The sequence below is a fragment of the Pseudomonas sp. Pmew2 genome, assembly GCF_058129885.1.
In genome coordinates this window covers 6,112,339-6,132,108 of record NZ_CM176702.1, presented here as the reverse complement: position 1 = coordinate 6,132,108, position 19,770 = coordinate 6,112,339, and the positions used below count along the sequence as shown (strand labels likewise).

Here is a 19,770-nt window from a genome sequence, read left to right as displayed (position 1 = left end):
TTGGTCTTTCCGACGGTTGAACTTTCCAGAGCCGTCTATCCTCAGAACCTTGTAACAGCATTGATCCAAATTCATCCCAAGAAGGAGCCACCATGAGCATCGTCAAGAAAGCATCCGCCCACTGGGAAGGTGATCTGAAAAACGGTATCGGCAGCATTTCCACGGAAACCGGCGTGTTGAAAGAAGCGCCTTACGGCTTCAAGGCTCGTTTTGAAGGCGGTAAAGGCACCAACCCTGAAGAATTGATCGGCGCGGCCCACGCAGGCTGCTTCTCGATGGCATTGTCCATGATTCTGGGCGGTGCAGGCCTTACTGCTGAGAGCATCGACACTCAGGCTGACGTGACGCTTAACCAGATTGAAGGCGGTTTTGAAATCAGCGCTGTGCATTTGACCCTAAAGGCCAAAGTGCCAGGCGCAACGCAGGAGAAGTTCGACGAACTGACCAAGCAAGCCAAAGAAGGCTGCCCGGTTTCCAAGGTGCTGAACGCCAAGATCACTCTGGATGCTACGTTGTTGAGCTGATCCACAGCGAGCTTTGCGGGAGCGCCTTGTGCGCTCCTTCATCTCCTGTATAAAGCTGACTTGCTTCATCGGTCATGCGTTCATTGGCGCATGGTTTGATTTTGATCAGGAGTCGAGCATGAAACGTTTTATTCTGGCAGTAACCTGCACCCTGCTGGCAACCAGCGCCCTGGCGGCGCCGAAATCCTGTGAAGAACTCAAGGATGAAATCGAAGCCAAGATCCAGGCCAACAACGTCACGTCCTACACGCTGGAAATTGTTAGCAACGAAGAGGCTTCCGATCCCAGCATGATCGTCGGCAGCTGCGACAACGGTACGAAAAAAATCATCTACCAGCTCAACGGTCGCTGATCAGATGCAGTGCACCCCGCCCTCTTCTTCCTCCTCGGCCACCACCTTGCGCTCTGCATCGTAAAGCCAGGCGTCGACACTGTTCGCCAGTGAGCGTACCTCCAGCACATAACGCTGCCCGGCAGCGAAGTGGTCGTAACGAACACTGACGTAACACGTGATCTCGGTGTACTCGTCGCCGATCATCCCCATGCCGCCCGACCGGTACTCATAGTCATAACGCACCTGTAACTCATGGCTGCCCGGCGTCACCTGAAAATAGCGCCCGTCGTAGGTGTTCTCGCCATCCAGCTTGTCGCCCATGATCAACTGGCCGGTGATGGTGCGCATGTCGACCCACGCCATGTCCGGGCTGACCGCAGGCAAGGGACCTGCACATCCGGAGAGAGCTGTCAGGGCTAATGCGGTTATCGGGGCTGTGATGCGCATTTTGGCGGTTCCGGGATGTGTGAGTTGATTTAAGGCGGCAGGCCTGCCCTGCCATAAGCGTGACAGGCATCTTAAGATACTTCGACTGAAAATCAGCGTTCGCGAGCAAGCTCGCACACAAAGATGGCATTTCAAAGTGCGTGTGAATCAGCTTCATGCGTTGGCACCTTTGCGTGCAGCTATATAAGCCCGCTTGAATAGTCAGTCGCGAATTTTGATTTCTACAATCAATTGATAGAATAATTTTATTGAGGCCCTATAAAATTTTCTTGATTCCTGATTGTCGATTGTGCATTTTTATTAAGTGCCTTGTTACCTCAAAGCATGTGTCAAGGAATAGACAGCTTTTGTTGATGGCAGAAACTGTCTCAATCAAAAAAACATTAGGGATGTGAAAAATGTGGAGTAAACGGGGTGAAAAAAGCGAGTCGCTAGTTACCAATCTGGCGGGAACTTTGAATGATCAGCCATGGAATGACTATTCTTTCGGCTTGGGAATCAATGCCGAAAGCGGTGCGTTTGCTGTACAAGCAGTTAGCCCCATTACACCAGAACCTGGTAGGGCTAAAAATACCGTTCAGAAGTACGAAGTGATTGCGACCGCTGACGACTATAGCCGACTTTTCAAAGCGGAAGCTCAGGGCGAATACAATGTAGGTGCTGCCAGTGCATCGGCATCCGCGTCATATTTGTCCAATGTCACGTACTCTGAAACCTCGTTGACGATATTGGCTTTCTATGACGTGACGGACGCGGATTATGCCTCGCTGAGTCCAGCGCCAGCCTTCACCCCTCAGGCCAGTGAGTTGGCAAGCTCGAACCCGGCTGGCTTTCGGGACACGTATGGCGATTACTTCGTTGCCACCGCGAAATTCGGCTCGCGCTTCGTGGCTACTTATACGTGCAGCACAACGACGACTACTGAACTGCAGACTTTCAAAGCAGCCGTTGCCGGTAAGAAAGACATATTAAGCGCGTCCGGGGCTGCGGAATTCGAGTCGCTGGCAAGCTCAAGCGATGTCCATGTGAAGGTGGCGGTCACCATGAACGGGACGTCAGGAAAAGCGCCTCCTGTCGGGGCTGACGCTAACAGCATTCCCACTCTATTGACGTGGTTTACAGAAAACCTGCAGCCTGTTCCGCGTCGTGCCAGGCTGATTCATTATTCCCAGATCGATAACCGCATTCCCAATACGTTACCGCTAAACCCCGATAACTTTGCCAAGGTCAAGACCATCGCGTTTCAGTTGCAGGAACTGGAGTCACTCACGTCGGCCATTCCGGGCTATTACTCCACCCAGCCCTACAGCCTCACCCCGCCCGTTCAAGGCATCAATACTGTAGCGGACACGCAGCAATACTTAACGAATCAGTACAGCGCACGTATCGGAACGTTGCTTTACGAGCCTGACGCGGCAAGTCAGTTAAGTCAGCAAGTCTCTGAGCTGACCAGAAGCCTTCAACCTTCGCTCGCGTTGTTCTCTTTCTATCAGAGCCTGACGCTCTCACCGCCGAATGAGCCAGCGAGCGGTGTCTATTCGACGTCGGCCGGGATCAAATCCACCGAACTTACCAATGTTTCAATTCAGGAGGACAGTCAGCATTACAGCGCTGACTGGACAATCGGCCACCAAAGCCACACCTTCTCGTTCCCGTTCGACCCGTCTGAAGGGGGGGCTATTATTACCGGCTGGTACATTCAAAACGGCTGGAACAGTGAAACCAACGGCGACTGGAAGTCCAGCGGTGCGATGATTGGGAAAACATCAGGGTCCTTCTACGTTGAAAGCAACTATGATCGAGGCTGCAACTGGAGTCTCCACGTTTATTACCTGCCCCGGTCCACATTCCCGTGGCTGGCGAGAACAACGTCCTGATCCGACCATTCACGGATAGCACTCCCCTAACCTGGCAGCCCGGGCGCACTCTCCTGGTGAGCGTGCACCCGGGCTGACGTACTTTCTTCAGGCTCTGCTGTGCCCTCCGGTTCCAGCGTTCGCCGTAAGCGCTTCATAAGCCACACGTGCGACGCCCGGCTATCGGCGCAAGGTTCGATTTTGTCGAATCACTTTTTAATCGGCGAATCTCGACAGTTGCACATCTCCCTGCCCGTCCGGCATAACATCCCCCTGTCCAAATCACCAAAGCCCTCCCGCTCATGTCCACGCTGACCGCCCCACGCCTTTGTCGCGTCCTTTCACTGATGGCCGTTACGCTGCTCGCCGGCTGCTCCAGCGTTTCCTATTACGGCCAGTTGGCTCAAGGGCAGTGGCAATTGCTGCAGGCTCGCGAACCGGTGGCGAAGATCGTCGCAGACCCGAAGCGGGATGCCGGGTTGCGTGAGCGTCTGGCTCGTTCACAGTTGGCACGGACGTTTGCCAGTGAGCATTTGCATCTGCCGGATAACCAGAGCTATCGCCTGTATGCGGATCTGGGACGTCCTTATGTGGTGTGGAATGTGTTCGCCACCGACGAGTTTTCGCTGGAGCCTGTTACGCATTGTTTTCCGATTGCCGGCTGTGTCGCGTATCGCGGTTATTACAGCCCTGGCGGGGCGCGTGGTGAGGCGGCGTTGCAGCGTCAGGCGGGCAAGGATGTGTATTTGAGCGGTGTGGAAGCCTATTCGACACTGGGCTGGTTCAATGACCCGATTCTCAGTTCGATGATGGGCTGGGGAGATGAGCGTTTGGCGACGCTGATTTTTCATGAGTTGGCGCATCAGCGGTTTTATGTGAAAGACGACACCGAGTTCAACGAGTCCTACGCCAGCTTCGTCGAACAGGAAGGTACGCGGCAGTGGCGTGCGGCGCGGGGTTTGCCGCCGGAGAGTGTTTCGCAGTCCGCACGGCGTGACCAGTTTATCCGGTTGGTGCTCGACACTCGGGAGCGGCTCAAGGCGTTGTATCGTCAGCCGTTGTCGGCTGAGGTGATGCGCGCACACAAGGCTGAAGAGTTCGAGCGGTTGCGCAGTGACTACCGCAAGTTACGCGATGAACAATGGGCAGGCGACAAGCGTTTTGATGCCTGGATCAACAGCCCTATGAACAACGCCAAGCTGCTGCCATTTGGTCTTTATGATCAGTGGGTGCCAGCGTTTGCAGCGTTGTTCAGGCAGGTGAATGGCGATTGGGTGGCGTTTTTCAATGCCGTGGAAAAGCTGGGAGGGCTGCCGGTCGAGGCGCGCAAGGCGGCGTTGCAGCGGTTGATGCCCTGAGTACGATCATCGTTACTACGCTCCGCGTGGTAATGCCTTTCTGGACGCTCTGCGTCCGGCCTCGAGTGAGCGGCGCTGTGCAGATTTGTGACGCAGAGCGTCACGGGATGCATTCCTACGCTGGAGCGCAGGAACGATAGTCAGGCCTTATCAAACCCCTCAGCCAGATGCTGATCCTTGAGCTTCACGTAGTTAGTGGCGCTGTACGGAAAAAAGGCGATTTCCTTGTCGGTTAATGCACGTACCTGTTTGACCGGACGACCAACGTACAGAAACCCGCTTTCCAGCACTTTGCCCGGTGGCACCAGGCTGCCTGCGCCGATGATGACCTCGTCTTCGACAACCGCGCCGTCCATGATGGTGGTGCCCATGCCGACCAGGATGCGGTTGCCGATTGTGCAGCCATGCAGCATGGCCTTGTGGCCGATGGTCACTTCGTCGCCGATCAGCAGCGGGAAACCGTCCGGGTTGAAGGGGCCTGCGTGGGTGATGTGCAGCACGCTGCCGTCCTGCACACTGGTGCGGGCACCGATGCGGATGCGGTGCATGTCGCCGCGTATCACCGTCAGCGGCCAGACGGAGCTGTCGGCTCCGATTTCAACATCGCCGATAACCACCGCTGAATGGTCGACAAAGGCCCGTTCGCCGAGGGCTGGGGTGTGGTCCTGAAACTTGCGAATGGCCACGTAGGCTCCTTCTTTGGCAGTGATAGGCGTGCAGAGCGGGTTTGGTTGCTGCGGTCGGCGTCGATTGTAATTAAGATGGCTGGGTGTTTCTTCCAGCCAAGGTGCAAAACCGTGAGCGCGAACAACCCTCTTCTGCAATCGTACGACCTGCCACCCTTTTCGGCGATTCGTGCCGAACATGTCAAACCTGCTATTGAAAAAATCCTGGCGGACAACCGTGCCGCGATTGCCGACATCCTCGCCAAACAGGGGTCGACACCGACCTGGGCCGGGCTGGTCCTGACGATGGACGAATTGAATGACCGCCTGGGCGCTGCCTGGAGCCCGGTCAGCCACCTGAACGCCGTGTGCAACAGCGCCGAGCTGCGCGAAGCGTATGAGTCGTGCCTGCCGGCGTTGAGCGCCTACTCCACCGAGATGGGCCAGAATCGCGCACTGTTTCAGGCCTATGAAGCGCTGGCCAACGGTCCTGAAGCCGCCACCTTCGACGTCGGTCAGAAGACCATTCTGGAGCAATCGCTGCGCGATTTCCGCCTGTCCGGCATCGATCTGCCGCCTGAACAGCAGAAGCGTTACGCTGAAGTGCAGAGCAAACTGTCGGAGCTGGGCAGCCAGTTTTCCAACCAGTTGCTCGATGCCACTCAGGCCTGGACCAAGCTGGTCGCCGATGAGTCCGCCCTCGCCGGCCTGACCGATTCTGCCAAACAGCAGATGGCTGCCGCCGCCAAGGCCAAGGATCTGGAAGGCTACCTGATCACGCTGGAATTCCCGAGCTACTACGCGGTGATGACCTACGCCGAAGACCGCGCACTGCGTGAAGAAGTCTATGCGGCTTACTGCACTCGCGCGTCGGATCAAGGCCCGAATGCGGGCAAGAACGACAATACCCCTGTCATGGAGCAGATCCTCGACCTGCGTCAGGAACTGGCGCAACTGCTTGGCTACGCGAACTTTGCCGAGCTGAGCCTGGCAACCAAGATGGCCGAGTCCAGCGATCAGGTGCTGAGCTTCCTGCGTGACCTGGCCAAGCGCAGCAAGCCGTTCGCGGCCCAGGACCTGGAGCAGCTCAAGGCCTACGCCGCCGAACAGGGTTGCCCGGATCTGCAAAGCTGGGACAGCGGTTTCTACGGCGAGAAGCTGCGCGAACAGCGCTATAGCGTTTCCCAGGAAATCCTGCGTGCCTACTTCCCCATCGATAAAGTGCTCGGCGGTCTGTTCGCTATCGTCCAGCGTCTGTACGGCATCGAGATTGCCGAGCAAAAAGGCTTCGACACCTGGCACCCGGATGTTCGTCTGTTCGAGATCAAGGAAAACGGCCAGCACGTCGGGCGTTTCTTCTTCGATCTGTATGCGCGCGCCAACAAGCGTGGCGGTGCCTGGATGGACGGCGCTCGTGATCGCCGTCGCACGGCTGAAGGCACACTGCAAAGCCCGGTGGCCAATCTGGTGTGCAACTTCACGCCTGCGGTCGCGGGCAAGCCTGCGCTGCTGACCCACGATGAAGTCACCACGCTGTTCCACGAATTCGGTCATGGCCTGCATCATCTGCTGACCCGTATCGATCATGCCGGCGTATCCGGTATCAACGGCGTGGCCTGGGACGCAGTCGAGTTGCCGAGCCAGTTCATGGAAAACTGGTGCTGGGAGCCCGAAGGCCTGGCGCTGATCTCCGGTCATTACGAAACCGGCGAGCCATTGCCGCAGGACCTGCTGGAGAAAATGCTCGCCGCCAAGAACTTCCAGTCCGGCCTGATGATGGTGCGTCAGCTGGAGTTCTCGCTGTTCGACTTTGAATTGCACGCCACCCACGGCGACGGCCGCAGCGTGCTGGAGGTGCTGGAAGGCATTCGTGACGAGGTGTCGGTGATGCGTCCGCCTGCTTACAACCGTTTCCCGAACAGCTTCGCGCACATCTTCGCAGGTGGTTATGCCGCCGGTTATTACAGCTACAAGTGGGCCGAAGTGCTGTCTGCCGATGCGTTCTCGAAATTCGAGGAAGACGGTGTGCTCAACGCCGAAACCGGCCGCGCCTTCCGCGAAGCCATTCTGGCCCGTGGCGGTTCACAGGCACCGATGGTGCTGTTCGTCGACTTCCGCGGACGCGAGCCGTCGATTGACGCACTCTTGCGTCACAGTGGCTTGAGTGAGGACGCGGCAGCATGACCGATACACCGGTAATCATTACCAAGAAACGCTTCATCGCCGGGGCTGTTTGCCCGGCGTGCAGCGAGCCTGACAAGCTCATGATGTGGAGCGAAAACGACGTGCCGCACCGCGAATGCGTGGGTTGCGGCTACAGCGATACGCTCAACGAACAAGGTATTTCGATACCGAAGGAGCTGGGTACACGGGTCAACAAGGTGGTGGTCAAACCGGCAGACCCGAAGGTGCAGGGTGTGCAGTTTTTTCCGAATCCGAAGTTGAAGAAGCCGGTGGATCCTGAGTGACGTGATCGGTCGGGTCAAAATGAAAGGTTCGTTCGTCTGAACGAACCTTTTTTATAGCTCGCCGCCTCAGGTTATCAGCGACAGAAATTACCAATCGGCCAATTCAGCCACCTTCTTCCTGAAGGCTAGCGCCAGAACCGTCAGCACTTCCTCATCCCTGCCCAGCTCGCCGAAAATCTTGTGATTTCCGTGCGGGTGCAGCCTGACCCAGGCTTGTTCTTGCAGGTCGTCGTCCTCATAAAACTGGATGGCTATTACAGGATGGTTATGTTGCTCGATATCTTCAGCCCACAACCGTATCTCATACTTTGCCATCACCCACCTCGTTCTCAGGTAAATGCGCCATTACCCGGCAGCCGAGTTGGTGTTTCCCTACAGTAGGGCGCGACTAAAAATGCGTCTACTGACAGAAATGGCAGGTGGTTGTTTGTACAGGAAGTTAAAACACGCGAGTAACAGGCTGGAACGGTATCGACTCGTTCATGCAGGCAAGCGGCGCGCACCGCTTGCCCATGAAGAAGCCGATGTCTCAGCCTGCTGCCTGAAGCCTGCGTTTCTCTGCCAGACGGCTTCTGCCGTACAGCACCGCAATGGCGATCAGGGCAATGGCCTGTGCGCTCAGCGAGTACAGGTCGGCGTGGATACCCAGCCAGTCGAACTCGAAGAACGGCACGGGCCTGGTACCGAATATGCCCGCTTCCTGTAGCGCCTTGACGCCGTGACCGGCAAACACCACTGACAGCGCGCACAGCAGCGCAGCGTTGATACCGAAGAACAGCGACAGCGGCAGCTTCGCCGAACCGCGCAGGATGACCCATGCCAGGCCCACGAGCAGCACCAGCGCCGTGGCACCACCCGCCAGCACGGCATCGTGCCCGGCGGGTCCTGCCTGCAACCACAGGGTTTCATAGAACAGGATGACTTCGAACAGCTCGCGATACACCGAGAAGAACGCCAGCACCGCGAAGCCGAAACGACCACCGCCGCCGACCAGACTGCTTTTGACATAGTCCTGCCATGCGGCGGCATGACGACGGTCGTGCATCCACACACCAAGCCAGAGCACCATTACGCTGGCAAACAGCGCGGTGGCACCTTCCAGCAATTCACGCTGTGCGCCGCTGACGTCGATGACATACGCCGCCAGCGCCCAGGTGCCCAGCCCGGCCAGCAAAGCCAGACCCCAGCCGATGTTGACGCTGCGCACCGCAGACTGCTGGCCGGTATTGCGCAGAAACGCCAGAATCGCCGCCAGTACCAGAATCGCTTCCAGTCCTTCACGCAGCAGAATCAACAGGCCCGAAACGTAGCTCAGCGACAGGCTCAGACCATCGCTGCCCAACAGCCCCGCCGATTCCTTGAGCTTGCCTTTGGCCGCTTCCAGCTTTTGGGCAACCTGCGCCAGCGGCAGGCTGTCCTGCAAGGACTGTCGGTAAGCCATCAGGCTTTTTTCAGTGTCCTTGCGCACATTGGCGTCTACGTTATCCAGCGAGCTTTCGACCAGTTCGAAACCTTCCAGATACGCTGCCACCGACAAGTCATAGGCCTGCTCGCGATCACCGGCCTTGTAGGCAGCCAGGCTTTTGTCCAGCGTTACACTGGTGTAATCCAGCAGTTGCGCCGGGCCGCGCTGCACCTGTGGCGGCTGCGCGCGCTGGACACGGAAGGTTGCGCTGGCATCCGCACCCTCGGCTGCCTGAACTTCGGCAGGTGTCTGACGAGCCAGGTCAGCGATGTTGAAGGTCTTGGCTGGGTTGGCAACCGGTTGTGCACTGAAACTGGCGATATAGGTCGCGATGTCCCAGCGCTGGCGGTCGTCCAGCTGGTCGGCAAATGCGGGCATATCGGTACCGGCGATGCCCAGCCCGGTCGCGTTGTAGAGATCATAAAGACTCAGGCGATCCAGCCGTGCCGTGTCACGCAGGTTCGAGGGAGGCGGTTCCAGGCCGATGCCTGCCGGGCCATCACCTGCGCCGCTATCGCCATGACAGACCGAGCAATGCTGAGCGTAAAGGGGCGCACCACGGGCCGGGTCCGGAGTAATGGCCGGGGCCTGGCTGACTTCGTAGGCAAGTGCGAGCTTCGCACTTAACTGCCGCGCCTGATGCGCAACCTGTACACCGTCCTGTCGACCCGCTACGGCGCTTTTCAGCTGCGTCACGGCCCGTTCCAGGTCAGCGCGTTGCGGCAGGGCCACGACGAGGCTTTGCAGCGCCGCCAGGTTGTCGACCTGCTGCTGATACTCGGCGCTATTCACGACCTTGCCATCCGCCACAGTGGCCGGATAGTCGGCACCCAGATAATCCAGCAGATGCAACGCCTGGGCTGCGCCCTCGACAGGATCAGCCAGCGTGACGCCGCTGCACAGCGCCAGTAGCGGTATCAGCAGCCAGGCAAGGAAACGAGAACGGAGGGGCATTGCAGAATCTCTACAGGAGTGCGATGCGGTGCATTGTTAACGCCGCAAGAGCACTACTCAAGAGTCGAGGTCTATTTTTGTTACTGAATCTTACATTCGGCTTTCAGATAACCTTTGAACAGGACGTTTGCCCGTTCAAAGGCTTGAAGAGGTTGGCAGATTTACGCCGTACCGCGATGCAGCGTGGCCAGAAACCCCGCGGCCCCTACGAACAGACTGGCAAACGTACGATTCAGGCGACGCTGCTGGCGAGGTGTCTTCAACATGCGCAGCACCTTCGACGCCAGCCCGGTGTAGCCGGCCATCACGATCAGATCGACCACGACCATGGTCGCCGCGATAATGGCGTACTGGATGAGCAGTGGAGCAGCCGGTTCGATGAATTGCGGCAAAATCGCCAGCATGAAGATCAGAGCCTTGGGGTTGCTGATATTGACCAGAAAACCGCGGATCACCAGCGTCATCGGTTTGCCGACAGGGCGCACGGCAGACTCGTCGCCAAGGTCAGCAGGCAATGCGCGCCATTGCTTGATGCCCAGATAGACCAGGTACGCCACGCCGAACCACTTGATCAACGTGAAGGCCATCTCGGAAGCTGCCAATACCGCGCCGAGCCCGGCAGCAACAATCGCGATCTGCGCCACCAACGCAATTTGCAGCCCCAGGGCATTCCAGTAGCCGCGCAGGAAACCGTATTGCAGGCCGCAGGACATGGAGGCGATAGCGCCTGCGCCAGGGGAAAGGCTGATAATCCAGCAGGCTGCAAAGAAGCCCAGCCACGTTTCAAGCGCCATCACACACCTCAAGCAAAGTCGAATGCCCGATAAATTAGTGGTTAACGCTTTGGAAGGCTAACTATTTTTAATCCTGCTCGTCAGGCTGCTTCGCAACCACCATCTGTGGAAACAGATCACTGCCGCGCCAGCGCCGGACCGACTTCTGGAAGAACTGGCTGTTGGGCACCTGAACCAACGCGCCACCGGCTTCCGGGGTCTTGATCAGGGTGGTGAACATCAGATTGATAGCGACCACGCGACCTTTTACCCCGGGCTTGTCCAGCGTATCGACCAGCTCGACCATGTCACCGATGCGGAACGGGCCGATGGTGAAGATCAAAATGGCGCAGAGCAGGTTCGACAGCACGCTCCACATGGCGAAGAACGCCACCGCCGCGACGGCTACAAAGCCGGACAGTGCCGTCCACAGCACCGTGGCCGAAACTCCGAGGCGGCCGAGGACGAGAACAAACGCGCTGCCCATGATCAACCAGCGCAAGCCGCCACGCACCGGCACCAGCAGCTCTGGCGGCAACGGATAACGCTCGCCCAGACCGGTCAGAAAACCGCCCACGATGCGTTGCAATACGTAACCGGCCAACAGGATCAGCAGAATCTGCGCACCCACCAGCAGCGGTTCAAGCCAGTACGCGGATACCGGCAGGCCCAACATGTCCATCACTTCCCTGCCTCGCTCACGACAATGCTTCCAGTTCGGCCTGCATGGACTCCAGCAGTTCCAGCGCTTGCATCCAGGCGTCTTCCAGCTCGGACTCACGCACTTTCAGCTTGGCCTGCTCGGCCAGCAGGTCGCGCAGTTTGTCCTTGTTGGCCGCCTCGTAGTTGGTGCTGTCCGCCAGCGCTTCCTCGACCTTGGCGAGTTTTTCATTCACCAGCCCAAGGTCACGCTCCAGCTTGTCGGCTTCACGCTTGTGTGGCGCCAGTTGCTGACGCAAGGCCGCTGCCTGCTGACGTTGGGCTTTCTTGTCAGTCTTGTCGGCGTTGACTGGCGTGGTGCTGACCGGCGCGTTGCGCAGGCGGTAATCGGCCAGCCAGCGCGTGTAGTCATCCAGATCGCCGTCGAACTCCTGTACGCGGCCGTCAGCCACCAGCAGGAAGTCATCGGTGGTGCTCTTGAGCAAGTGCCGATCGTGAGACACCACCAGTACCGCGCCACCGAACTCCTGCAAGGCCATGGTCAGCGCCAGACGCATCTCCAGATCGAGGTGGTTGGTCGGTTCATCGAGCAGCAACAGGTTGGGCTTTTCCCAGGCGATCAGTGCCAGCGCCAAGCGGGCTTTCTCGCCACCGGAGAAATTCAGCACGGGCTCATCCAGGCGCGCGCCACGGAAATCGAAGCCGCCGAGGAAGTCGCGCAGTGTCTGTTCACGTTCAGTAGGTGCCAGACGCTGCAAGTGCAGCAATGGCGTGGCCTTCGCATCCAGTGAGTCAAGCTGATGCTGGGCGAAGTAGCCGACGGTGAGGTTTTCACCTCGAACCAGTCGACCGCTCTGCGGCTCAAGCTCGCCAGCCAGATTTTTGATCAACGTCGACTTGCCCGCGCCGTTGGGGCCCAGCAGGCCGATGCGCGCGCCCGGCGTGAGTTGCAGCTTGACCTTCTCGAGGATGGTCTTGTCGCCGTAACCCAGACGCGCGTCTGACAGATCCAGCAACGGGCTGGAGATCTTGTCGGACTCGCGGAAAACGAAGTTGAACGGTGAGTCGACGTGCGCGGCCGACAGCTCTTCCATGCGCTCCAGCGCCTTGATCCGGCTTTGTGCCTGACGGGCCTTGGTAGCCTGGGCCTTGAAGCGCGCGATGTACTTTTCCATGCGCGCGCGTTGCGCCTGCTGCTTCTCGTAGGCCTGTTGCTGCTGGGCCAGACGTTCGGCACGAGCGCGCTCGAACGCGCTGTAGCCGCCACGATAGAGGGTGATCTTGCGTTGCTCGACGTGAGCGATGTGATCGACCACAGCGTCCAGAAAATCCCGGTCGTGAGAAATCAGCAGCAAGGTGCCGGGGTAGCTTTTGAGCCAGTCTTCAAGCCATAGAATGGCGTCGAGGTCCAAGTGGTTGGTCGGTTCGTCGAGCAGCAACAGGTCCGACGGGCACATCAGCGCCTGCGCGAGGTTCAGGCGCATACGCCAGCCGCCGGAGAAACTGCCGACCTGACGTTCCATCTGTTCGTTGGTGAAACCCAGCCCGGCCAGCAGCTTGCGCGCCCGCGCGTCTGCGGTATAACCGTCGGCGCTGTCGAGCTCCGAATGCAGACGCGCCTGAGCAGCGCCGTCCTGCGCGGCTTCCGCTTCGGCCAGCAGATGCTGAACCTCGCGCAGGCGCTCGTCGCCGTCGAGCACGTAGTCCACGCCCAGGCGCTCAAGGGTGTCGACCTCCTGACGCATATGCGCGATACGCCAGTCGGCGGGCAGCAGGCAGTCACCGGCGTCGGGCGTCAGCTCGCCACGCAGCAAGGCGAACAGGCTGGATTTACCGGCGCCATTGGCACCGATCAGGCCGGCTTTATGGCCGGCGTGCAGGGTCAGCTCGGCGTCTTCTAGCAGACGTTGCGGACCACGCTGTAAGGTAAGGCTTTGAAGTCGAATCATAATGGCGGCGGAGTCTACCAGCTTCGTCCTGAACAGGTGGATCACTATGCCTTCAGCGCTCTGGAGTTTCACCCTCGATTTCTACGCCCGTCCGGGTGTAGAGCAGGCTTGTCTGACGCTGCAAGCCAACGGGGCCAACGTGTGCATGGTGCTTTGCGGGGTCTGGCTCGGCACGCGCGAAGTGGCGTGCAATGCGCAGCGATTAACGCAAATAAGGCAATTGGCGACCCCCTGGCACGATGAAGTGGTGCGTCCGCTGCGGGATTTGCGTAACCAATGGCGCAATGCAGCGCTTGAGGACGCGGTGCTGATGACGTTGCGAATGAAGGTCAAGACGCTGGAGCTGGAGGCCGAACAGAGTCTGATGCTGAAGCTTGAGGCACTGACGGGAGACTGGCCAGCGGGTGAGGCGAGAAATGCAGAGGAATGGCTGATAGAGCTCGCTGACGGAGAGGCAGAAAAAAACCGCGATGCGCTGCAGGTGCTGCGCATCGCGGTTGATCTTGCCGTCGACCAGACTTAGGAAGCGCTGGTTGGCGTTGCGCCGTTGGCAGGTGTTGCCGGTGCGGCGGCTGGCGCAGCAGGTGCAGGCGTCGTCGGCTTTGCAGCGGCAGCAGGCGCTTGCGTAGCCGGTTTGGCGGCGGTCGGCTTCGCTGCTGGCTTGGCCGCAGGTTTTGCGACAGGCTTGGCTGCTGCTTTCACAGGTGCCTTGACTGGTGCTTTGGTCGCGGCCTTCGCGGGCGCTTTTACCGGGGCTTTGGCCGCTGGTTTGGCTACCGGAGTTTTTGCTGCTGCTGGTTTGGCAGCGCTGCTTGCCGTCGTTTTGGCGACAGGTGCCTTGGCCGCAGCCGCTTTGGCAGCCGGCCGGGTGGCGGCAGGTTTAGCCGTAACTGGCTTGGCGGCGGCTGTTTTTGCCGCGGCGGGCTTGGCTGCTGCCGCTGCCCGGGTGGCAGGTTTGGCGGCAGCTTTGACCGGGGCCTTGGTTGCCGCAGGTTTGGCTGCAGGCTTGGCGACCGACGAAGGTTTGGCTGCAGTTTTGGCGACTGGCTTGGCAGCGGCCGCTTTTACTGCGGTTTTTGCGGGTGCTTTTGCTGTAGCGGCAGTCGCTGCTTTGGCGGCGGCTTTAGGGGCAGCAGGCTTGGCATTGCGAGTGGTGAGGATCTTGCCGACCGCCTCTTTCACGCGACCGATACCCTGGGCCAGCTTCAGGCTCTCTTGGGCATCGCGCTTGAGGTGCAGAATGTAGGTGCGGGTTTCGGTCTGGCGATCCTTGAGAGCATCGAGCAACTCTTCCAGCTCGGAAACGGCGTCTTTGGCCTTGGCCTGTGCCTTGGATTTTCCGGCGGTGGCAGCGTCCTGCAGTTTGATGCGGGAGTTGTGCAGTTTTTCCTGCGCCTTGCCGCGTTGTTTCTCAAGCTTGGCGAGCAGTTTCTCGGCATCAGCCAAGGCTTGGGAACAGGCGTCTTCCAGATGTTCAAGCAAGCTGCCCGATAATTGTTGAAGCAAATGCAACGGAGTATTTACTGGCTTCTTTTTGGCCGACATGACTTACCTCCTGGGTGACGAAATTGCGGCTCATACTAGGCTTCTGCGCGCATCGCCGCTAGCGCATCTTGACAGCATCCAGGGGGCGCTGTTGCATACTGCAAAAAATGATTGCCTGACACGATGCACAGGCATTGTGAAATTCACTTGGCAAGACTCGTCACTACACGCGCTGGCGCTGGCATAATCGCTGCCTTCCCAGGCCGGAGAGCATTAATGTCGCGCTACCTGTTAACGTCGTTGTTCCTCTTGCTACCCCTGGCTCAAGCTGCCGAAGCACCACCTGCGGCGGCCGATGATGGTCATGATCTTGCCTACAGCCTGGGTGCAAGCCTGGGTGAACGCTTGCATCAGGAAGTGCCTGACCTTGATCTCAAGGCACTTGTCGACGGTCTGAAACAGGCTTATCAGGGCAAGCCGCTGGCGCTCAAGCAGGAGCGTATCGACCAGGTCCTGCGTGAGCATGACGCCGCAATCGCGCAGGCCGAGACCGCAGGCACAGACGCGCCTACCGAAGCAGCCCTGAAGGCAGAGCGCACGTTCATGGACAGCGAGAAGGCCAAGCCGGGTGTGAAGGTATTGGCGGACGGGATTCTCATGACCGAGCTGACACCTGGCACGGGCCCCAAACCTGATGCCAATGGCAGGGTTGAAGTGCGCTATGTGGGTCGTTTGCCGGACGGCACGATCTTCGATCAGAGCACCCAGCCGCAATGGTTCCGGCTCGACAGCGTGATCAGCGGCTGGACCAGCGCATTGCAGACGATGCCGACCGGCGCGAAATGGCGACTGGTGATTCCTTCGGATCAAGCCTACGGCGCTGAGGGTGCTGGCGACCTGATCGATCCGTTCACTCCGCTGGTATTTGAAATCGAGCTGATTGCCGTTTCACAGTAAGCGGATGTAAATCCGGAATCCAGAAACGCGAAAGGGTGCAAAAGCACCCTTGCGGTTTGTAGCCTATGCACGCGAGCGGTCACACCTGCGCGGCGATCTCTTCCTTGTGGGAGTTGTGCAGCACTTCAATCAGGCAGTCTTCCAGCTCGAAGCGCTCGTGCAGCAGTTGCCCCAGCTGGTTGAATTCCTTGGCCACCACCGTAGCGTCCGAGCAGTCGCCCTTGTCGCAACGATCATTGAACGTCAACGCAAACTTGGTAATGACGTCCAGGCGCGGGTAGATCGTGTCAGCCAGCTCGAGCCCACGCTCGTCGTTGAACGCACGGGCTTCATCACCCAGCTGTTCATAGACCTCAAAGTGGCCGGCCGAGACGTAATCGACAAGAACTCCACAGAAGTTCTGCAAGCCTTCACGGTCGGCTGCCAGAGCCTGGGGCGTGTCGCCCAGCGCATCGTAGGCTTCGACCAGTTCGAGGCGGCTTTGAAGCCAGCGATCAATCAGCTTATTGACTCCGCCCCAGCGTTCCTGAGCATTCTGACAACTTTCCAGCATGGTCTTCTCTCTTCCCTTCAGGGGCATGCAGTCCTGGGCCGGTCCTGGCGGTTAGCCTGTACCCGGCCTGATAGATGCGCCAGGACAGCATATTTCCAGTGACGCGTGCGGGCCAGATTATGCCCGCTCGACAAGGCCTTCAAGGTACGCAGGAGATAAAGTTCATACAAGCGTTTAATACCTGGCCCGATCTTTGGTCGCCAGCCAGTGGCTGAATTCGCTGAAAAGAGGATACAGGGGTAACAGCGCAAGGCCGGTAAATGCCAGCAGACTCCACTCTGGCAGGCTTATATCGAACAGGGTCCAGGTGATTTCTGCGCAAAACATTGCATCGCTTCGCAGCCGGTCAATGCACATGTCCAGTGAGAGCAGGCTTAACAGATGCTCCAGTCTGGTAATGAAAGGTATCAATTGATCTGCCGAGGCGGTTTGCAGCCATACCTGAGCGCCTGCCGTAACAAGCCCTGTCAGCGCGATCAGCAGAAAGCCCAGGCTGTAGCGCCGCATGCCTGTCGGGCCGGGAGCGTGGCAGGCAGCGCACAATGCCAACACACCACAGGCGATGATTGCCGCGCGTTGTATCAGGCAAAGGACGCAAGGGTCGAGGCCGAAGGTTTGCTGCAGATAAAAGGCGGTGCCAATGATTGATGCACAGGCCAGCGATGCCAGGAAAAACAGGAAGCGTGTGCGAGCCAGATACATGGCAAATCCGTAACAAAGGACGAGGCGATTACGGTAGAGGAAAGGGTGCGGCGCATTCAAGGTGGCGGCGTGCGGATACGTCGCTGTTTACCTGCGAAAACAAACACACTACTACGTGGTTCTTTTACACATCGGCGTAGGAAGATTCTCACGCACTATTTTCTGATGGTCTTCGAGACAGCATGGAGAGCCCTCGCGCGGGGCTCTCCGGCAGCTTTATGCTTTGGTCAACACAGGCACAGGGCGCGACAGGAAGCGTTCGTCAAGCAGGCCCAGGCCTTCCTGAAACAGCGTATTGCTGCGATCCGTCTCACCCAGCTGGGCCAGCAGACGAGCCAGCTCTGCGCAGGTCTCGGGATTGCGTTCCAGACGCAGGCTGCTCTCCAGATAATCCCGCGCCTTGCCCCACAATCGGCCTTGCAGGCAGATACGCCCCAGGCTCAGCAACAGGCTTGGATCGGCAGGATGATGCTTGAGCCAGCCTTCTGCCGTTTGCAGTTGCTTCAGCGGATCGCCGCCGCGCACCAAGCCATACAGACGCGCCAGATGGCTGTTGTATTCGCGCTTGAGGGCGCTACGCAGCACCTCTTCAGCCTGAGCTTCGGCGCCCAGACGACGCAATTGATCGGCATACGCCAGCACCAGTTGCGGCTCCTGACGCTGTGCGGAGCCGAGTCCTTGCCAGGCGCTTTCCAGCGAAGGCAACCCGGTGGGTGAGCCTTCGATACCATCGCGGTAGGCCGCCAGGGTCAGGTTCTCGCCCCAGGCGCGGCGCTCCAGCTCGGCAAGCTCCTTGGCTGGCAGGACCTTGTCCTTGCGCAGTTCCGGCATCAGACGGACAACATCGGACCAGTCGCCACGTTGCTGATAGAGCCGCTGCAACTGGCGAAGCACTTGAGGGTTATGTGGATGACGCTCTTTCATTGCCAGCAGCGTGGTGAGCGCACCTTCGGTGTCGCCACGATCCTGTTGCAGTTGAGCGTGATTCAGGGCAATTGCCAGCTCGGCTTGCGGCTGACGCTCCAGCGCACGCTCCAGCAAGGCATCGCAGTCTTCGTAACGCCCCTGCTCATTGGCCGCGCGGGCGGCGCCAATGTAGTAAAGCAATGGATGGGCATCGGCTTCGGCCGCCCGTTGCAGATGACGTTGTGCACTGGCCCAGCGTCCTTCGGCAAGGTCCATCTGGCCATGCTCGATAGCCAGTTGCACACGGCGACGGCGGTTACGACGCGACCATGGGTTGACCACGCGGCCTGACGTCGTCAGCAGCGTGATGACCAGCCTGAGAAGGGCGATTACCAGCAGAACTGCGACCAGCAATGCCAGCGTTGCCCATAGACTCGATTCATAGCGGAAGTTCTGATAGGCGATCAGCACGTAGCCGGAATGCTCGGCGATGGCGACACCAATCAGCGCCGCAGCGGCGATAGCGATGAACAACAGCACATAAAAGCGCTTCATCGGCTGGTCCCCTGTTGCGCCTCGGCTGGCTGGCCCGCGGCATGACGGCGTTCAAGGTAGGCCTGCACCGAGCTCAGGCTCTGCGCCAGATCAGGGGTCTTGACCGATACGGGCTGTTTGGCCAGCGCCTCAAGCCCTTGGCCGAGCACTTTGCTTTGAGGGTCGTCCTGATCGAAGTTGGCCTTCAGAACGCTCTGCGCTTCGGTAATGGCCTTGGTGTAGACCTGCGGTTCGCCGTTGAGCGCCGCCCATTGCGCTTGCTCCAGCGCCAGGCTCAGGGCAAGGCGCACTTGGGAAAGGCTCTGGCCTGCCAATACCGGGCGTATATCCTTGTCGGCGTTGAAATCGATACGGAAATAGTGGGAAATTTCGTCCCACCACTGCGTCCACCGGCTTTGTTCAGTCTTGTCGGCGGTCAGGCCCAGAAGAGACTCGCCCTTGTCTTCGTATTCAGGTGCCAGCTTGTTGAGTTGCTCAGCCTGTTCGCGTAGGGCGGCCAGTTGCAGGAACAGTCCGGTGCGGTCTGGCTGCTCAACGCTGCGCAAGGCGGCAAGGCTCCTGGCCAGTTGCTCGCGGGCGGCAAAGGAGCCGGGATCGTCCTGCTCACGTAGAATTTCGTCGGCACCCTGAACCAGCGCCTGAGCACTGTTGATGTCCTGCAGCGCTGAAAGACGCAGGCTGGCCAGACGCAGCAAATGCTCGGCCTCGGCCAGGCGCCAGTCCTTGCGGCTCGCGCCCAGCACGGTTTCGAGTCGCTGGCTGAGACGCTGCTGATCGCCTTGCAATTGCGCGACCAGACGTCTGCTGTCTGCCAACTGATCGGCAGGCGGGAATTGCGCAAGGCGTGCGCTCAGCTGCTGATCATTCTGAGCCAGTACCAGCGTCTGCTCGGCGATGTCTTCAACCTGGCCGCGCTGCTGTTGGTGGCCGGCTTGCAGCATGCGCAGTTGCCAGACTCCCCAGCCTGCGACCGCGACACCAGCGATACCGAGCAGCAAGGCCAGGAATACCAAGCCACTGCTGCGGCTGCCGGTGCGCTCGGCACGTACTGGGTCAGGCTTGGGTGCAGGCGTTTTCAACACCGATTCTTCGTCTTTAGGCAAGGCTGTTTCGCTCACGTATCCCATCCTTTGCATTTTGGCGTAATAGCGTAAACGAC

Annotated in this window: 20 protein-coding genes; 8 read left to right on the top strand and 12 right to left on the bottom strand. The window is 59.0% G+C overall.

Going from position 1 to position 19,770, the window contains the following annotated elements; all coding sequences use genetic code 11:
- The first annotated feature begins 92 nt into the window (after positions 1–92).
- Together AC4ANK_RS28300 and AC4ANK_RS28295 are read left to right on the top strand one after the other, a co-directional pair.
- Entirely contained in the window at positions 93–524 is a 432-nt protein-coding gene (locus AC4ANK_RS28300; protein ID WP_002551353.1) for an OsmC family protein, read from the top strand.
- A 118-nt stretch (positions 525–642) separates the two neighbouring features.
- Positions 643–876: a DUF1161 domain-containing protein gene (locus AC4ANK_RS28295; protein WP_011167298.1), complete on the top strand. Its 234-nt coding sequence runs from the start codon at positions 643–645 to the stop codon at positions 874–876.
- Here the strand turns inward: AC4ANK_RS28295 and AC4ANK_RS28290 are convergent, their stop codons facing one another.
- Positions 877–1,305: a PA0061/PA0062 family lipoprotein gene (locus AC4ANK_RS28290; RefSeq protein WP_002551354.1), complete on the bottom strand. Its 429-nt coding sequence runs from the start codon at positions 1,303–1,305 to the stop codon at positions 877–879. It lies immediately after the preceding gene.
- 398 nt (positions 1,306–1,703) lie between these two features.
- Here AC4ANK_RS28290 and AC4ANK_RS28285 point away from each other — a divergent pair, with 398 nt between their 5' ends.
- Together AC4ANK_RS28285 and AC4ANK_RS28280 are read left to right on the top strand one after the other, a co-directional pair.
- Positions 1,704–3,182 carry a hypothetical protein gene (locus AC4ANK_RS28285; RefSeq protein WP_031597693.1) on the top strand — a complete coding sequence of 493 codons (1,479 nt, stop codon included), beginning with the start codon at positions 1,704–1,706 and terminating at the stop codon, positions 3,180–3,182.
- A 281-nt stretch (positions 3,183–3,463) separates the two neighbouring features.
- Positions 3,464–4,519, top strand: coding sequence for an aminopeptidase (locus AC4ANK_RS28280; protein ID WP_057425004.1), 1,056 nt, complete (start codon positions 3,464–3,466; stop codon positions 4,517–4,519).
- Between the two features lie 140 nt (positions 4,520–4,659).
- Here the strand turns inward: AC4ANK_RS28280 and AC4ANK_RS28275 are convergent, their stop codons facing one another.
- Positions 4,660–5,205 carry a gamma carbonic anhydrase family protein gene (locus AC4ANK_RS28275; protein WP_002551357.1) on the bottom strand — a complete coding sequence of 182 codons (546 nt, stop codon included), beginning with the start codon at positions 5,203–5,205 and terminating at the stop codon, positions 4,660–4,662.
- Positions 5,206–5,316: 111 nt separating this feature from the next.
- On the opposite strand from AC4ANK_RS28275, the gene prlC reads away from it, so the two are divergent.
- Together prlC and AC4ANK_RS28265 are read left to right on the top strand one after the other, a co-directional pair.
- On the top strand, positions 5,317–7,368 hold the full coding sequence (gene prlC, locus AC4ANK_RS28270) for an oligopeptidase A (protein ID WP_002551358.1): 2,052 nt from the start codon (positions 5,317–5,319) through the stop codon (positions 7,366–7,368).
- Complete coding sequence (locus AC4ANK_RS28265) at positions 7,365–7,652, top strand: YheV family putative zinc ribbon protein (RefSeq protein WP_005732774.1); 288 nt, start codon at positions 7,365–7,367, stop codon at positions 7,650–7,652. Before prlC ends, AC4ANK_RS28265 begins: the two co-directional genes overlap by 4 nt.
- Positions 7,653–7,739: 87 nt before the next feature.
- Here the strand turns inward: AC4ANK_RS28265 and AC4ANK_RS28260 are convergent, their stop codons facing one another.
- The 5 genes from AC4ANK_RS28260 to abc-f form a co-directional block, all read right to left on the bottom strand.
- Positions 7,740–7,967: a hypothetical protein gene (locus AC4ANK_RS28260; protein ID WP_002551360.1), complete on the bottom strand. Its 228-nt coding sequence runs from the start codon at positions 7,965–7,967 to the stop codon at positions 7,740–7,742.
- Between the two features lie 214 nt (positions 7,968–8,181).
- Complete coding sequence (locus tag AC4ANK_RS28255) at positions 8,182–10,071, bottom strand: FTR1 family protein (protein WP_460383851.1); 1,890 nt, start codon at positions 10,069–10,071, stop codon at positions 8,182–8,184.
- Between the two features lie 161 nt (positions 10,072–10,232).
- Entirely contained in the window at positions 10,233–10,865 is a 633-nt protein-coding gene (locus AC4ANK_RS28250; RefSeq protein WP_002551362.1) for a LysE family transporter, read from the bottom strand.
- A 67-nt stretch (positions 10,866–10,932) separates the two neighbouring features.
- Positions 10,933–11,526 (bottom strand): mechanosensitive ion channel domain-containing protein, encoded by a 594-nt coding sequence (locus tag AC4ANK_RS28245; RefSeq protein ID WP_460383849.1) that lies wholly within the window; start codon positions 11,524–11,526, stop codon positions 10,933–10,935.
- Between the two features lie 16 nt (positions 11,527–11,542).
- Positions 11,543–13,453 (bottom strand): ribosomal protection-like ABC-F family protein, encoded by a 1,911-nt coding sequence (gene abc-f / locus AC4ANK_RS28240; RefSeq protein ID WP_460383847.1) that lies wholly within the window; start codon positions 13,451–13,453, stop codon positions 11,543–11,545.
- Between the two features lie 46 nt (positions 13,454–13,499).
- Between abc-f and AC4ANK_RS28235 the strand changes: the two genes are divergently transcribed.
- Positions 13,500–13,976: a TIGR02444 family protein gene (locus tag AC4ANK_RS28235; protein ID WP_002551365.1), complete on the top strand. Its 477-nt coding sequence runs from the start codon at positions 13,500–13,502 to the stop codon at positions 13,974–13,976.
- Here the strand turns inward: AC4ANK_RS28235 and AC4ANK_RS28230 are convergent.
- Positions 13,973–14,998: an AlgP family protein gene (locus tag AC4ANK_RS28230; RefSeq protein WP_031597442.1), complete on the bottom strand. Its 1,026-nt coding sequence runs from the start codon at positions 14,996–14,998 to the stop codon at positions 13,973–13,975. The genes AC4ANK_RS28235 and AC4ANK_RS28230 overlap by 4 nt on opposite strands.
- Positions 14,999–15,214: 216 nt before the next feature.
- Here AC4ANK_RS28230 and AC4ANK_RS28225 point away from each other — a divergent pair, with 216 nt between their 5' ends.
- Positions 15,215–15,895: an FKBP-type peptidyl-prolyl cis-trans isomerase gene (locus tag AC4ANK_RS28225; protein ID WP_002551367.1), complete on the top strand. Its 681-nt coding sequence runs from the start codon at positions 15,215–15,217 to the stop codon at positions 15,893–15,895.
- Between the two features lie 79 nt (positions 15,896–15,974).
- Here AC4ANK_RS28225 and AC4ANK_RS28220 read toward each other — a convergent pair whose 3' ends face one another.
- The 4 genes from AC4ANK_RS28220 to AC4ANK_RS28205 all read right to left on the bottom strand — a co-directional run bounded on the left by AC4ANK_RS28220 (position 15,975) and on the right by AC4ANK_RS28205 (position 19,729).
- A complete protein-coding gene (locus AC4ANK_RS28220; protein ID WP_002551368.1) occupies positions 15,975–16,448 on the bottom strand; it encodes an Rsd/AlgQ family anti-sigma factor in 474 nt (157 codons plus the stop codon).
- A 174-nt stretch (positions 16,449–16,622) separates the two neighbouring features.
- Positions 16,623–17,150: a disulfide bond formation protein B gene (locus tag AC4ANK_RS28215; protein WP_460383844.1), complete on the bottom strand. Its 528-nt coding sequence runs from the start codon at positions 17,148–17,150 to the stop codon at positions 16,623–16,625.
- A 216-nt stretch (positions 17,151–17,366) separates the two neighbouring features.
- A complete protein-coding gene (locus AC4ANK_RS28210; RefSeq protein WP_002551370.1) occupies positions 17,367–18,611 on the bottom strand; it encodes a heme biosynthesis protein HemY in 1,245 nt (414 codons plus the stop codon).
- Complete coding sequence (locus tag AC4ANK_RS28205; protein WP_002551371.1) at positions 18,608–19,729, bottom strand: uroporphyrinogen-III C-methyltransferase; 1,122 nt, start codon at positions 19,727–19,729, stop codon at positions 18,608–18,610. The genes AC4ANK_RS28210 and AC4ANK_RS28205 overlap by 4 nt, the downstream gene beginning before the upstream one ends.
- Positions 19,730–19,770 lie beyond the last annotated feature (41 nt).

Bases quoted from the DNA above. Each gene is read 5' to 3' on its own strand.
- AC4ANK_RS28215 (WP_460383844.1), bottom strand. From the start codon at position 17,150: ATGTATCTGGCTCGCACACGCTTCCTGTTTTTCCTGGCATCGCTGGCC.
- abc-f (WP_460383847.1), bottom strand. From the start codon at position 13,453: ATGATTCGACTTCAAAGCCTTACCTTACAGCGTGGTCCGCAACGTCTG.
- AC4ANK_RS28285 (WP_031597693.1), top strand. From the start codon at position 1,704: ATGTGGAGTAAACGGGGTGAAAAAAGCGAGTCGCTAGTTACCAATCTG.
- AC4ANK_RS28245 (WP_460383849.1), bottom strand. From the start codon at position 11,526: ATGGACATGTTGGGCCTGCCGGTATCCGCGTACTGGCTTGAACCGCTG.
- AC4ANK_RS28255 (WP_460383851.1), bottom strand. From the start codon at position 10,071: ATGCCCCTCCGTTCTCGTTTCCTTGCCTGGCTGCTGATACCGCTACTG.
- AC4ANK_RS28290 (WP_002551354.1), bottom strand. From the start codon at position 1,305: ATGCGCATCACAGCCCCGATAACCGCATTAGCCCTGACAGCTCTCTCC.
- AC4ANK_RS28265 (WP_005732774.1), top strand. From the start codon at position 7,365: ATGACCGATACACCGGTAATCATTACCAAGAAACGCTTCATCGCCGGG.
- AC4ANK_RS28230 (WP_031597442.1), bottom strand. From the start codon at position 14,998: ATGTCGGCCAAAAAGAAGCCAGTAAATACTCCGTTGCATTTGCTTCAA.
- AC4ANK_RS28210 (WP_002551370.1), bottom strand. From the start codon at position 18,611: ATGAAGCGCTTTTATGTGCTGTTGTTCATCGCTATCGCCGCTGCGGCG.
- AC4ANK_RS28300 (WP_002551353.1), top strand. From the start codon at position 93: ATGAGCATCGTCAAGAAAGCATCCGCCCACTGGGAAGGTGATCTGAAA.
- AC4ANK_RS28260 (WP_002551360.1), bottom strand. From the start codon at position 7,967: ATGGCAAAGTATGAGATACGGTTGTGGGCTGAAGATATCGAGCAACAT.
- AC4ANK_RS28220 (WP_002551368.1), bottom strand. From the start codon at position 16,448: ATGCTGGAAAGTTGTCAGAATGCTCAGGAACGCTGGGGCGGAGTCAAT.
- AC4ANK_RS28235 (WP_002551365.1), top strand. From the start codon at position 13,500: ATGCCTTCAGCGCTCTGGAGTTTCACCCTCGATTTCTACGCCCGTCCG.
- AC4ANK_RS28250 (WP_002551362.1), bottom strand. From the start codon at position 10,865: ATGGCGCTTGAAACGTGGCTGGGCTTCTTTGCAGCCTGCTGGATTATC.
- AC4ANK_RS28225 (WP_002551367.1), top strand. From the start codon at position 15,215: ATGTCGCGCTACCTGTTAACGTCGTTGTTCCTCTTGCTACCCCTGGCT.
- AC4ANK_RS28295 (WP_011167298.1), top strand. From the start codon at position 643: ATGAAACGTTTTATTCTGGCAGTAACCTGCACCCTGCTGGCAACCAGC.
- AC4ANK_RS28280 (WP_057425004.1), top strand. From the start codon at position 3,464: ATGTCCACGCTGACCGCCCCACGCCTTTGTCGCGTCCTTTCACTGATG.